The following is a 13,094-nucleotide window of genomic DNA, read 5'->3' on the forward strand; positions in this document are numbered from 1 at the left end:
TTCAGGCGGCCGGCCCATCCGTTTCGATCGTCCTCGTAAGGCAGGTTCACCCATGTCTTTCTCCCGTAGAAACTTCCTGATAGCCACCGGTGTGGTCGCGGCCTCGGCGTCGGTGCTGACCGCATGCGGTGGCAGCGACACCAAGTCGGCCAGCAAGGTCCCCTCGGTCAGCGGCTCGAAGACCCAGGAGATCCCGGTCGGAACCAAGGCCGACTCGACCGGCCCGGCGCCGGAGGTCACGGGGGCGGTCAAGGGCGGGACGATCTACTCGCTCGACCAGTTCGACATGGACCACCTGGACCCGGCGCAGATCTACGTCTCCACCGAGGGCGCCATCACTCGGCCGATCCTCCGCGGCCTCACCGGCTACAAGATCGACGACAAGGGCGGCGCGACCCTGGTCGGCGACCTCGCCACCGACGCCGGCACCATGAAGGACGGCGGCAAGACCTGGTCCTTCACGCTGAAGGACGGCGTCAAGTGGGAGGACGGCTCGGACATCTCCCTGGACGACGTCCGCCACACCTTCGAGCGCCTCTTCGCCACCTTCGTCACCGAGGGTCCCCGCTACGTCCAGCAGTGGCTGGTCGGCGGCGACAAGTACACCGGGCCCTACGACGGCAAGTCCCTCGACTCCGTGGAGACCGACGGCAAGACCGTCACCTTCCGCCTGACCGAGGCGCGCGCCGACTTCAACTTCACGCTCGCCATGCCGGGCTACGGACTGGTGAACAAGAAGAACGACACCAAGGAGAACTACGACAAGCGTCCGTTCTCCTCCGGCCCGTACAAGATCGGCAGCCGCAGTGTCGGCAAGTCGCTGACCTACGTGCGCAACGAGCACTGGGACCCGGCGACCGACGCGATCCGCAACAACTACCCGGACAAGTTCGTCTTCCAGTTCGGCTTCGAGCTGGTGGCCTCGACCGACCGCTACATCGCGGACTCGGGCAACGACCAGTACGCGATGTCGATCTTCAACGAGGTCGCCCCGGAGCGCATCGCCCAGGTCCTCACCAACGCCACGCTCAAGAAGCGCGTCCTCACGCAGGTCGACACGGTCACCTACTACTGGCCGATCAACATGACCCGCATCAAGGACGTCAAGGTCCGCCAGGCGATCAACCATGCGTGGCCGCACCAGCAGATCCAGACGATCCAGGGCGGCGCCTCCACCAGCGAGGTCGCCACCACGATCCTCGCTCCGGTGACCCCGGGTTACGAGCAGTTCGACCTCTACGGCGTCAAGAAGAAGCCCGGTGGCGACCCGGTCAAGGCCAAGGCCCTGTTGAAGGAGGCCGGCAAGGAGGGCCAGAAGCTGGTCATCGCCTACCAGTCCTCGGACACCCAGGTGAAGGTGGCCGTCGCGGTCAAGAACGCGCTGGAGGCGGCTGGCTTCACGGTCGTCAACAAGCAGGTGGACAAGTCGACCTTCTACACGCAGATCGGCAAGATCGACAATGACTTCGACCTGTTCGGCGCCGGCTGGAGCCCGGACTGGCCGAACGGCTACTCGGTCTTCTACCCCTGCTGGAGCGGCAAGAACATCGGCGACGGCCGCAGCAACTACGCCCAGCTGAACGACCCGAGTGTCAACAAGGCCATCGACGCGGCGGCCACGATCACGGACACCGCCGCGGCGAACAAGGCCTGGGGTGCCATCGACCGCCAGATCATGGAACTGGCGGCGGTCGTCCCGGACTACCACAAGATCCGCAACTGGATGCACGGTTCCAAGGTCGGAAACGTCGTCTACGACAGCGGCAACACCTGCGTCGCGCTGTGCAAGCTGTACGCGATGAGCTAAGCCGTACGACCCAGGGGGCGGCCGTTCGCCCGGCCGCCCCCTCCGGCACCCCTCCCTTCACGCCCCCGGCGACGGCGCCCCGTCCGGAAAGTCACGCCCCCATGTCCCGCTTCCTCATCCGCCGAGTCCTCGGCGCACTGGTCATCCTGCTGATCATCAGTGCCATCACCTTCGGCCTCTTCTACGCCATCCCGCGTGACCCGGCGATGATGTCCTGTGGCAAGAACTGCACGCCCGACATGCTCGCGCAGATCCGGAAAAACCTGGGCATCGACCACCCGATCCCGGTGCAGTACTGGGATTGGCTCAAGGGCGTCTTCGTCGGGCGCGACTACGCCAGCTTCGGGAACTGCAACGCCCCCTGCCTCGGCTACTCCTTCGCCAACCGCGAGCCCGTCCTCGGCACGATCCTCGACCGGCTGCCGACGACCCTCTCACTCGCCTTCGGTGCGGCCATCGTGTTCCTGATCTTCGGTGTCGGCGCGGGCATGATCGCCGCCCTCAAGCAGGGCAAGTTCCTGGACAAGTTCGCCAGCTCGGCCTCGCTGTTCGGCTCCTCGCTGCAGATCTACTTCGTCGGCTACATCGCGATGTTCTTCCTGGTCTCGAAGCTCGGTCTGTTCTCACAGCCCTCGTACACGCCCCTCACCGAGGATCCGGTCGCCTGGTTCTCCGGGCTCCTGCTGCCCTGGCTGACCCTGGCGATCATCTTCACCGCCAACTACACCCGTATGACCCGCTCCCAGCTCGTCGAACAGCTCAGCGAGGACTACGTCCGCACCGCCCGCGCCAAGGGCCTGTCCCGTGCGAACGTCTTCTTCCGGTTCGCCTGGCGCGGTGCGATGGGTCCCATCGTCACGGTCTTCGGCATCGACCTCGGCACCCTGATCGGCGGCGCGATCATCACGGAGTCGGTCTTCAGCATGCAGGGCATCGGCCGCCTCGCGGTGGACTCCGTGAACAAGAGCGACCTGCCCATGCTGCTCGGCGTCACCATCCTGGCGGCCGGCGCGATCGTGTTCTTCAACATCATCGTCGACGCCGTCTACGCCCTCATCGACCCGCGGATCCGGCTCGCCTGACCCCGGGCACCCCGCCCCCGACAGCTACCCCGGCATCACCCCCCTCAGGAGCGTCCCCGTGACGAGCACCGATCAGCAGCCCTTCCTGTCCGTCAGGGATCTGAAGGTCCACTTCTCCACCGAAGACGGCACCGTCAAGGCCGTCGACGGTCTCACCTTCGACCTGGCCAAGGGCAAGACGCTCGGCATCGTGGGCGAGTCGGGCTCGGGCAAGTCCGTCACGAACCTGACGATCCTGGGCCTCCACGACCGCAACCGCACCGACATCGAGGGCGAGATCCTGCTCGAAGGCAAGGAGCTGCTGACCGCCTCCGAGCGGGAGATGGAGCGGCTGCGCGGCAACAAGATGTCCATGATCTTCCAGGACGCGCTGGCCTCGCTGTCGCCGTACCACACGATCGGCAAGCAGATCGGCGAGACGTACCGCAAGCACACCGGCGCCTCCAGGAAGGAGGCCCGCGCACGGTCGATCGAAATGCTCAAGCGGGTCGGCATCCCGCAGCCGGACATGCGGGTCGACGACTACCCGCACCAGTTCTCGGGCGGTATGCGCCAGCGCGCGATGATCGCGATGGCGCTGGTCTGCGACCCGGAGCTGCTGGTCGCCGACGAGCCGACGACGGCACTCGACGTGACGGTCCAGGCCCAGATCATGGACCTCCTCAAGGACCTCCAGCAGGAGTTCGGCACGGCGATCATCTTCATCACCCACGACCTCGGTGTCATCGCCGACATCGCGGACGACGTGCTGGTGATGTACGGCGGCCGGTGCGTGGAGCGCGGGACCAAGAGGGAGGTGCTGCGGCAGCCGCAGCACCCGTACACCTGGGGTCTGCTGGGCTCGATGCCGAGCCTCGAGGGACCGGTCGACGTACCGCTGTCGCCGATCCCCGGTACCCCGCCCTCTCTCCTCAACCCGCCGACGGGCTGCCGCTTCCACCCACGGTGCACCTTCACCGAGAAGGTCGCGGGCGGCCTCTGCTCCACCGCGCAGCCGCCACTGAAGATCACGGACGGGCGCGGTGCCGCCTGCCACCTCACGGCGGACCAGCGCCTCGACTTCTTCGCCGACTACGCCGCGACCCGGTCGCACTGACGTAACCGAGACGGGACCTCACGATCATGAGCAACACGAAACCCCTCCTGGACGTCACCGGTCTGACCAAGCACTTCCCGGTGATGGGAGGCTTCCCCATCAAACGGAAGATCGGCGCGGTCCAGGCGGTGGACGGCCTCGACTTCCAGATCGCCGAGGGCGAGAGCCTGGGTCTCGTCGGCGAGTCCGGCTGCGGCAAGTCGACGACCGGCCGGCTGATCACGCGCCTCCTGGAGCCCACCGACGGAAAGATCTCTTACCGCGGCCAGGACATCACGCACGCGAACCGCCGGCAGCTCGCCCCGGTCCGCTCCGAGATCCAGATGATCTTCCAGGACCCGTACGCCTCGCTGAACCCGCGGCAGACGGTCGGAAAGATCATCTCGGGTCCGATGGAGATCAACGACATCAACCCGGCGGGCGGCCGCGAGAACCGCGTACGCGAACTCCTCGAAACCGTCGGCCTCAACCCCGAGCACTACAACCGTTTCCCGCACGAGTTCTCCGGCGGTCAGCGGCAACGTATCGGTGTGGCAAGGGCGTTGGCCCTCTCGCCCAAGCTGATCGTGGCGGACGAGCCGGTCTCGGCCCTCGACGTCTCGATCCAGGCGCAGGTCGTGAACCTCCTCCAGGATCTCCAGAAGGACCTGGGTATCGCGTTCCTCTTCATCGCCCACGACCTCGCCGTCGTCCGCCACTTCTCACAGCGCGTCGCCGTGATGTACCTCGGCAAGATCGTCGAGATCGCCAACCGCGAGGACCTGTACGACAACCCGCGCCACCCGTACACGCGCGCGCTCCTGTCCGCCGTTCCCGAGGCCACGGCGGACGACGTTCCGTCCCGCGAGCGCATCCTCCTCACCGGTGACGTGCCCTCGCCGCTCAACCCGCCCTCCGGCTGCCGCTTCCGCACCCGCTGCTGGAAGGCCACCGACAAGTGCGCCTCGGAGGCTCCGCCGCTGGTCCAGATCGACGGCAGCAGCGACGGCCATCTGACGGCGTGCCACTACCCCGAGGTCAAGGACTCCGTCCCGGCTCCCCGCCTCGCCAAAGACCCCGAGGTCGCGGCCTGACACACCCCATTCCGTCAGCCCGCGACCTGCGGGACCGAAGTTCGCCGGCCCATTGACCCGAGCAGACGAACGTCCGGTTCCGGGGGAACGAAGGCCCGCACCCCGCCCCGGGTGCGGGCCTTCGTCTCGACCGGCGCGACGCACGCACGATGCGCAGGCCCCATCAAGGTCGATCCCGCCGCGCTCAGTGTGGTGGGCGTGGAGCCGCCCACCCCACAACCAACGCACACCGCAACAGGGTCGACTCCAGCACAAGGAGACGGACTTGACCCTGACGACCATGGTGTCCTGTCCCGTACACACAGCGCCGAAGACCGGAGCGGGGAAACATCATCCGCGTCGTCGGGAACGAAGCGGCAGTCGAGAGTCCGCAGGCGGGACTCCGCCGCCGCTCTCAGCCCAACTCCCCTCGCTCCACGCAGAATTCGTTCCCTTCGGGATCGGCCAGGACCACCCACCCGCCACCGTCCGGGCGGGTGTGGTCCGCGATCTGCCGGGCGCCGAGGCCGAGAGCCCGTGTGACCTCCTCCGCACGCGTACGTCCCTGTGGCTGGAGGTCCAGGTGGACCCGGTTCTTGGCCGCCTTGCCCTCCGGAACGTGGACGAAGAGGAGGGTCGGGCCTCCGGACGGGTCGCGGATCAGCGCTTCGGGGTCGCCGGGCTTGTCGTCGTCGGCCAGGGGGCGGCCGAGCAACTCGCTCCAGAAGAGGCCGAGATCGTACGGGTCGCCGGTGCAGTCGAAGGTGAGGGTGCGAATGGTGGGGTTCAGCAAGCCTGTCTCTCCCAAGGTCCAGGGTCTGTCCGGCGGATCAGGACGCGGGAAATCGGCGGCAACTGATCAGCGCTGGTGAGCGGGGTTTGGTGCGTGCAGCTGCAAGGCGGAGGAGGGAGTCGACGCGATGGGGGTCCCACCGCTCGAGCGAAGCCGAGAGTGGGGGAGTCGGCGACCGACGACAACGCCGCAGATGGGCGCACCAAACCCCGCGTCTGCGGCATGATCCGCCGGACGGACCCTAGTCACCGGTCCGGCCGTCGGCCAGTTCGCGCAGGATGTCGAGGTGGCCGTTGTGGCGGGCCGTCTCCACGATCAGGTGGAGGATGATCCAGCGGAGGTCGACATGGAGGCCGTCGCGGATGGGGCGCCTGGCGGTGGTGTCGAGGTCGTGCTCGGCCACCAACCGGCGGTAGCGCGCGCACTGCTCCTCGTACCGGGCCAGCAGGTCCGTCAGCGGAACGTCGACGGCGATGCGCATCTCACGGTCGGGGTCCTCGTCCGTCCACGGGCCTTCATCCTCCTCGCCGAGGAACACCACCTGGAACCAGGAGTACTCGACCCAGTGCAGGTGGCTGATCAGTCCGCACAGGGTCATCAACGGGGAGCCCGGCAGCGGGGCCTTGCGGGCGTCCTCCGGCGAGACGTCCTCGCACTTGGCGTGGGCGGTCGCGCGGACGTAGTCGAGGGAGGTGGTCAACTGCGTGCGCTCGTCCCAGGCGGGAGGCGTGTCTGTTCGCGTCGTCGTCATCGGGGTGAAGCATCCCCGCCCGCCCGTTTGATGTCGAGCGATTAACCCCCTCGTTCCGCCAGCCCTCTCCCCCCGTCCCCATCCTTATCCTCCTCATCCTCGTCATCCTCAGTCTCAGCGCCATCGCTCCCCCGCTGAATATCGGATCAGCGCCCCGCCCGACGCCCCCAGCGCTCAGCGCGCCTCCCGCCTCCCACCTCCCGCCTCCCGCCTCCCGCAGCGAGGCAGATCAGGCGTCCGCACGAGCGAGTTCCGCCGGCCGGTGGGTGGTCGCCACCGCGCACATCGTGCAGCCGACCTCCAGGCCCGCCTCGACGCCCGCGGGTCAGTCCTCGATGACCACGCAACGGGCCGTCCATGCCGAAGAGGACGACAGCCACCGCACGTTCTTCCAACTCCCCTGCCTTTCGCCGCAGTTACCTGCGCACACGCGAGCAGCCGCCAGTGTCGCGATCACTGACTCGAGCGAGCCCACCGGGCTGAGAGACTGCTGCGATGGCTGACCATTCGTTCAGTGACCTCTCGCTGGCCGCCCTGTACGACACCCTCAACCCATGGGGGCCCGGTGACGACTTCTATCTGGACCTCGTGCTGTCCGTGCGGTCCGTGCTCGATGTCGGGTGCGGGACGGGGCAGTTACTCGGGCGGGCCCGCGAGACCGGCCACGAAGGACGGCTCTGCGGGCTCGATCCCGCCGCGGCGATGCTGGTGCAGGCGCGGCGGCGGCCCGGCGTCGAGTGGGTGCTCGGGGATCTCGCCGCGACGCGGTGGGAGCGGGAGTTCGACCTCGTCGTGATGACCGGCCACGCGTTTCAAGTACTGCTGGGCGAGGATCAGTTACGTGAGGCCCTGGCCGCGGTGCGCCAAGCCCTCGCACCCGACGGCCGGTTCGTCTTCGAGACCCGCAACCCGGCCGCCCGCGCCTGGGAGAGGTGGACTCCCGAGCACGTGCGCGAGGTGACGGACGCCCGCGGCAATGTCGTACGGGTCTGGCAGGACGTCGAGACACCCGTCGTCGGAGGCCGTGTCACGTTCACCGAGACCTTCGTCCACCCGGAGTGGGAGCCGCCCCGGGTCAGCCGCAGCACGCTGCGGTTCCTCGGCCCGGACGCGCTCGACGGGTTTCTCGCCGAGGCGGGGTTCGTCGTGCACGAGCGGTTCGGGGACTGGGGGCGGGGGCCGTTCACCCCCGCCGCCCCGGAGATCATCACGGTGGCCCGCCCCGACAGGCAGTGATCCTCAGTCCTTCGTGATCCCGTCCTCCAGCGCCGCCAGCGCCGGGTCCAGGATGATGTCCTCCGCGCGAGCCCCGATCGTCGGGTCCTCCGGGAAGTGGCACGCCGTCAGGTGGCCCTCGGCGTTCCCCGAAAGGCGGACCAGCGGTGGCTCCTCCTGCGCGCACTTGTCCTGCGCCTTCCAGCAGCGAGTGCGGAAGCGGCAGCCGGAGGGCGGGGAGATGGGCGAAGGCACATCGCCTTCCAGGCGGATGCGTTCCTTCTTCTCGGCGTCGATGTCGGCATCAGGGACGGCCGACATCAGCGCGTGGGTGTAGGGGTGGCGCGGGCCGGTGTACAGCGACGTACGGTCGGCGATCTCCACGATCTTGCCGAGGTACATGACCGCGACGCGGTGCGAGAAATGCCGGACGATCGCCAGGTCGTGGGCGATGAAGACGAACGCGATGCCCATCTCGCGCTGGACCTCCTGGAGCAGGTTCACGACCTGCGCCTGGATCGAGACGTCCAGCGCGGACACCGGCTCGTCCGCCACGATCAGCTTGGGAGACAGCGCCAACGCCCTTGCCACGCCGATACGTTGCCGCTGCCCGCCGGAGAACTCGTGCGGGAAACGGTTGTAGTGCTCGGGGTTGAGGCCCACCGTCTCCAGGAGCTCTCGTACCCGGGCCTCGCGCCCGCCGGGCGGACGGACGCCGTTGATCTCCATCGGGGCGGAGATGATGGTGCCGACCGTCTGACGGGGGTTCAGAGAGGCGTACGGATCCTGGAAGATCATCTGGATCTCGGAGCGGATCGGGCGCAGCTGCCGCCGGGTGGAACGGCTGATGTCCTTTCCGCGGTACAGGATCGTGCCGTCCGTCGGCTCAAGGAGCCGGGTCAGCAGCCGTCCCGTCGTGGACTTGCCGCAGCCCGACTCGCCCACCACGCCCAGGCTTTCGCCGGGGAACACGTCGAAGGAGACCCCGTCCACGGCTTGGACGGCGCCGACCGTGCGCTTGATCGGGAAGCCACCCTTGACCGGGAAGTGCTTCTTCAGGTCGGTGACACGCAGCAGCGGTTCTCGTGCCTCGTCCCGCTGCCCGGGGATCGCGTCGGTCACGACCGCGGTTTTCTCGTCGCTCACAGTCAGTCCCCTCAGCCCAGCCTGGGCCGAATCGTGTCGGTGAAGATGTGGCTCTTTTGATCCGGTGTCAGATGGCAGGCCGAGCCGCGCCCCACCGGAAGTTCGGGCCGTACGTCCACACAGCGGTCGGAGCCCTCGACCTCGGCCGTGAAGGTGCACCGCGGATGGAAGGGGCACCCCGAGGGCGGGTTCAGCAGCGACGGGGGCGCGCCCGGAATGGGCACCAGCGGTTCGTCGACATCCGCCGTGAGGCGCGGCATGGATCCCAACAGGCCCCAGGTGTACGGGTGTTGCGGGGCCTTGAGTACCTCGCGGACCGTGCCGCGCTCGACCGCCCGGCCCGCGTACATCACGAGCAGGTCGTCCGCCATGTTCGCGACCACCCCGAGATCGTGCGTGATCATGATGATGGCGGAGCCGAACTCCTGCTGGAGGTCTTTCAGGAGGTCCAGGATCTGTGCCTGGACGGTCACGTCGAGGGCCGTCGTCGGCTCGTCGGCGATCAGCAGATCCGGGTTGCAGACCAGGGACATCGCGATCATCACACGCTGGCGCATACCGCCGGAGAACTGGTGCGGGTAGTCGTCCACACGCTCCTTGGCGTGCGGGATGCCGACCTTCGTCAGCATCTCGATCGCCCGCGCCCTCGCCTCCTTCTTGGAGGCCCCGGTGTGCTTGCGGAACGGCTCACCGATCTGCCGCCCGACCGAGTGGTACGGCGACAGCGCGGTCAGCGCGTCCTGGAAGATCATCGCCATCTTGTTGCCGCGGAGCTTCTCCAGCTCGCTCTCCGTGGCGGTGGTCAGCTCTTTGCCGTCGAGGACGATCTCGCCCTCGATCGTGGTGTTGAGCGGGCTGTGCAGGCCGAGGACCGTCAGGTTGGTGACGGACTTCCCCGACCCGGACTCACCGACGATGCCGAGGGTCGTACCGCGCTCCAGATCGAAGGAGAGACCGTCGACCGCCTTGACGTCGCCGTCCTCCGTGGAGAACCGCACGTGCAGGTCGCGGACCGAGAGAAACGCGTCGGATCCGGTGGGAGCCGGCGCGTCCTCCGGCTTGGTGAGAGTGGTCACTGCGGTTTCTCCCGGTACTACGAAGCAGGGCGACGAGCAGGACTGCGGCACAGCCAATACGGCAGAGCTACTACGGGGCTACTCGACTACGGAGCCATCTGAACTACGGGACTACGGGACTACGCCAGTCGTACCCGCGGATCGACCACCGCGTACAGGGCATCGACGATGACGTTCAGTACAAGGATGAACGCGGCGCTGACGAGCATCACGCCCATCAGTTTCGGCAGGTCCTTGCCGATCACCGAGTCGACCGCGAGCCGGCCGAGGCCCGCTAGACCGAAGGTGAACTCGGTGACGATGGCGCCGCCAAGCAGTGCGGAGAGGTCCATGCCGAGGATGGTGAGGATGGGAATGAGCGAGCCGCGCCAGGCGTACCGGAAGAAGACGTATCTGCCGGACATGCCCTTCGCTCGGGCGGCGCGCACATGCTCCTCCTGGAGCTGCTCGATCATCGTCGAGCGTGCCATACGCGTGTAGTTGGCGGTGAAGATCACGGACATGACGAGCCAGGGGATCAGCAGGCCCATGAACCACCCCCACGGATTCTCGGTCAGCGGCACGTACTTGGGCTTGTCGAGCCAGCCCGTGCTGTAGACGAAGATGCCGAGGACGATCGGGCCGAGGAAGTAGATCTGGAACGAGCTGAGGACCAGCGAGATGCTGCTGGCGCCCTTGTCCAGCCAGGTCCCCCGGAAACGGGCGGCGATCATGCCGGTGCCCAGGCCGACGATGAGGAAGACGACCAGGCCGCCGACCGTGAGCGACAGCGTCAGCGGGAAGCGGTCCATGATCGTGTCCCAGACCATCTGCTGGTCGCGGAAGGAGACGCCGAAGCAGGGGGCTGGGCAGTGACCCACGGCGAAGTCCCGCCCGACGAAGATGCCGGAGAGGAACTTCCAGTACTGCACGGGCAACGGCTCGTCCATGCCCAGGTTCTTGTGGATGATCGCCAGCGCGTCCGGGGTGCAGTTCTTGGCGCACGAGAGCAACGCCGGGTCCTGGGGAATGGCGTAGTACATGAGGAACGTGACGACGCTGATCAGCAGAAGGATGAGCATCGCGCCGAACGTCCGGCGAAGGATGAATCGAAGCATGGCGGAACGCTGCTCTCGGGACGGCTACGGCCAGGGACGGACAGGAGCACCCGGGGGCGCACTCGGCTGAGTGCGCCCCCGGGACCATGATCAGCTCTTGAGGAAGACCCGGGTCGGGTCGGTGTAGCTGGTCACCGTGGAGTAGCGCAGGCCGCCCACGTTGGAGCCGGCGATCTGGAACACCTTGGTGTAGTAGATCGGCGCGGCCGGGTTGACCTTCTCGCTGATGTACTGGTTGAGGGCGTTCCAGGCCTTGGTGGCCTCCGCGGAGTCCGTGATCTTCTGGATGCGGACGATCTCGGAGTTCACGTGGTCGTCGTTGATGTGCGCGTAGTTCGACGAACCGTCCTGGATCTGCGTGCCGTCGTACAGCGGCGGGAAGACCGTGCTGGCGGAGGCCCAGTCCTGGCCCCAGCCGGTCATGTAGATGTCGAAGCCGTTGTCGACCTTGCCGACCTGCTCGTACCAGGTGGCGGAGTCGATCTCCTTCTTCTGGACGTCCAGACCGATCTTCCCGAGGGCGTTCTCGATGAGGAGGGCCTGCTGCTGGCGGACCGGGGTGTTGGCGTAGGCGTAGACGATCTTCTGGCCGTCGGCGCCGGCCTCCTCGACCAGCTTCTTGGCCGCCTCGATGTCACCGTTGGGCTTCTTGGCCCGGTTGAAGGGGTCGTACGCCTTGTCGTAGCCCGGAGTGGTGGGCGACATCAGGCTGTTGGCGACCTCACCGCCGTAGGCGCCGCCGTCGGCCTTGAAGACCGAGGTCGCCGGCAGGGCCAGGGTGATCGCGTCACGGAGCTTCTTGTCCTTGACGCGGTCCAGGTTGAAGTTCAGCTGCCACACGTACGGCGCGTAGCCCTGGATGGAGCGCTTCATCGCCGCGGCGTCGGACACGACCTTCTGCACCTGCGTGGTGGCGACCTGACCGGTCATCATGATCGCGTTCTGGGCGTCACCGCGGTCGGCGAGGATCGTCTTGGTCTGGTCCTCGTCGTCGTGGTTGACCTCGATGTTGAAGCCGTCGACGTACTGGTGGCGCATCGGGTCCGAGGCCGCGTCCCAGTTGGCGTTCTTGACCAGCGACACGCTCTTGCCGGGCTTGAACTCCGAGATCTTGTACGGACCGACGGCGACCGGGTCGGTGTCGTACTTCTCCTTGGTGTCCGTCTCCTCGGGCACGATGGAGTATCCGGCCATGGCCAGGGCCTGCGCCAGGTCCGGCTGCGCGTCCTTGAACTTGAAGACGACGGTCTTGGCGTCGGGCGTGGCCAGCACGGTGTCCGGCAGGTGCTTGTCCTTGAACGGACCCGCGTACGCGTCGCGGTAGGTGGTACCGGAGCCCGACAGCCACTGCTGGACGTAGGTCGGCCCGTCCGTGATGAACGGGTCGTAGAGCCGCTCGATGGTGTGCCTGATGTCGGCCGAGTCGATCACATGACCGTTCTCGTCCTTGATGCCGTCCTTGAGCGTGAACGTCCAGGTCTTGCCGCCGTCGGAGACCTTGCCCGGGTCGGTGGCGAGGTCACCGACGACGGTGAGACCGCCGTTGTCGTCTTCCTTGTACGTGGTCAGACCGCGGTAGATCAGCTTGGAGAGCAGGCCGCCGTCGCTGACGTAGATCTGGGCGGGGTCGAGGTGCGAGAAGTCGGTCTCCTGATAGACCTGTATGGTGCCGCCGGCCTTGGCTCCGGCGACCTCCGCCGCGGGACCCGTGGAGTCCGCCGCGGTGCCGAACTTCACGGCCGCGGACTGCGCGGCGGCGTCTTCCTTCTTCTTGCTGTCGTCGGTGTTACTGCCGCTGTCACTGCTGCTGCAGCCGGCCAGCGCCAGGGCGCCGACCGCGACCGCGGCGAGTGCGGTCCGCCCTCTGCGGGAACTGAGGATGCTCATGGAGTCGAGTCCACCTGCCTGTGAGTAGTGATCACTGGTGCTGCCTTGCGGTGCACGGCCCCGTCGCCGGCTCCCGGGGGGCAGCGGCCCTC

Annotated in this window: 11 protein-coding genes; 5 read left to right on the plus strand and 6 right to left on the minus strand. The window is 67.3% G+C overall.

Annotated features, from left to right (window positions below):
- Positions 1 to 52: 52 nt before the first annotated feature.
- From ACFWP7_RS32325 to ACFWP7_RS32340, 4 genes are all read left to right on the plus strand, one after another.
- Positions 53 to 1,807: an ABC transporter substrate-binding protein gene (locus tag ACFWP7_RS32325; RefSeq protein ID WP_384388702.1), complete on the plus strand. Its 1,755-nt coding sequence runs from the start codon at positions 53 to 55 to the stop codon at positions 1,805 to 1,807.
- 101 nt (positions 1,808 to 1,908) lie between these two features.
- On the plus strand, positions 1,909 to 2,889 hold the full coding sequence (locus ACFWP7_RS32330; protein ID WP_384388705.1) for an ABC transporter permease: 981 nt from the start codon (positions 1,909 to 1,911) through the stop codon (positions 2,887 to 2,889).
- A 58-nt stretch (positions 2,890 to 2,947) separates the two neighbouring features.
- Positions 2,948 to 3,985 (plus strand): ABC transporter ATP-binding protein, encoded by a 1,038-nt coding sequence (locus tag ACFWP7_RS32335; protein ID WP_384388708.1) that lies wholly within the window; start codon positions 2,948 to 2,950, stop codon positions 3,983 to 3,985.
- 26 nt (positions 3,986 to 4,011) lie between these two features.
- Positions 4,012 to 5,058: an ABC transporter ATP-binding protein gene (locus tag ACFWP7_RS32340; protein ID WP_384388711.1), complete on the plus strand. Its 1,047-nt coding sequence runs from the start codon at positions 4,012 to 4,014 to the stop codon at positions 5,056 to 5,058.
- Positions 5,059 to 5,452: 394 nt separating this feature from the next.
- Here ACFWP7_RS32340 and ACFWP7_RS32345 read toward each other — a convergent pair whose 3' ends face one another.
- The gene (locus tag ACFWP7_RS32345; protein WP_384388714.1) at positions 5,453 to 5,830 is read right to left on the minus strand and encodes a VOC family protein; all 378 of its coding nucleotides are present in this window, start codon (positions 5,828 to 5,830) and stop codon (positions 5,453 to 5,455) included.
- A gap of 241 nt (positions 5,831 to 6,071) precedes the next feature.
- The gene (locus ACFWP7_RS32350) at positions 6,072 to 6,581 is read right to left on the minus strand and encodes a DinB family protein (RefSeq protein WP_384388717.1); all 510 of its coding nucleotides are present in this window, start codon (positions 6,579 to 6,581) and stop codon (positions 6,072 to 6,074) included.
- Positions 6,582 to 7,076: 495 nt separating this feature from the next.
- Between ACFWP7_RS32350 and ACFWP7_RS32355 the strand changes: the two genes are divergently transcribed.
- On the plus strand, positions 7,077 to 7,817 hold the full coding sequence (locus tag ACFWP7_RS32355) for a class I SAM-dependent methyltransferase (protein WP_384388719.1): 741 nt from the start codon (positions 7,077 to 7,079) through the stop codon (positions 7,815 to 7,817).
- Positions 7,818 to 7,820: 3 nt separating this feature from the next.
- Here ACFWP7_RS32355 and ACFWP7_RS32360 read toward each other — a convergent pair whose 3' ends face one another.
- From ACFWP7_RS32360 to ACFWP7_RS32375, 4 genes are all read right to left on the minus strand, one after another.
- Positions 7,821 to 8,942, minus strand: a complete 1,122-nt coding sequence (locus ACFWP7_RS32360; protein WP_384388722.1) for an ABC transporter ATP-binding protein — start codon at positions 8,940 to 8,942, stop codon at positions 7,821 to 7,823.
- Between the two features lie 11 nt (positions 8,943 to 8,953).
- Positions 8,954 to 10,018, minus strand: coding sequence for an ABC transporter ATP-binding protein (locus ACFWP7_RS32365; RefSeq protein ID WP_384388725.1), 1,065 nt, complete (start codon positions 10,016 to 10,018; stop codon positions 8,954 to 8,956).
- A 119-nt stretch (positions 10,019 to 10,137) separates the two neighbouring features.
- Positions 10,138 to 11,115 (minus strand): ABC transporter permease, encoded by a 978-nt coding sequence (locus tag ACFWP7_RS32370; protein WP_384388727.1) that lies wholly within the window; start codon positions 11,113 to 11,115, stop codon positions 10,138 to 10,140.
- A 90-nt stretch (positions 11,116 to 11,205) separates the two neighbouring features.
- On the minus strand, positions 11,206 to 13,002 hold the full coding sequence (locus ACFWP7_RS32375) for an ABC transporter substrate-binding protein (protein WP_384388730.1): 1,797 nt from the start codon (positions 13,000 to 13,002) through the stop codon (positions 11,206 to 11,208).
- Between the last annotated feature and the right edge of the window lie 92 nt (positions 13,003 to 13,094).

The organism is Streptomyces sp. NPDC058470 (assembly GCF_042721055.1).
In the GTDB taxonomy this organism is placed as follows: domain Bacteria; phylum Actinomycetota; class Actinomycetes; order Streptomycetales; family Streptomycetaceae; genus Streptomyces.

Bases quoted from the DNA above. Each gene is read 5' to 3' on its own strand.
- ACFWP7_RS32350 (WP_384388717.1), bottom strand. From the start codon at position 6,581: ATGACGACGACGCGAACAGACACGCCTCCCGCCTGGGACGAGCGCACG.
- ACFWP7_RS32375 (WP_384388730.1), bottom strand. From the start codon at position 13,002: ATGAGCATCCTCAGTTCCCGCAGAGGGCGGACCGCACTCGCCGCGGTC.
- ACFWP7_RS32340 (WP_384388711.1), top strand. From the start codon at position 4,012: ATGAGCAACACGAAACCCCTCCTGGACGTCACCGGTCTGACCAAGCAC.
- ACFWP7_RS32330 (WP_384388705.1), top strand. From the start codon at position 1,909: ATGTCCCGCTTCCTCATCCGCCGAGTCCTCGGCGCACTGGTCATCCTG.
- ACFWP7_RS32325 (WP_384388702.1), top strand. From the start codon at position 53: ATGTCTTTCTCCCGTAGAAACTTCCTGATAGCCACCGGTGTGGTCGCG.
- ACFWP7_RS32355 (WP_384388719.1), top strand. From the start codon at position 7,077: ATGGCTGACCATTCGTTCAGTGACCTCTCGCTGGCCGCCCTGTACGAC.
- ACFWP7_RS32370 (WP_384388727.1), bottom strand. From the start codon at position 11,115: ATGCTTCGATTCATCCTTCGCCGGACGTTCGGCGCGATGCTCATCCTT.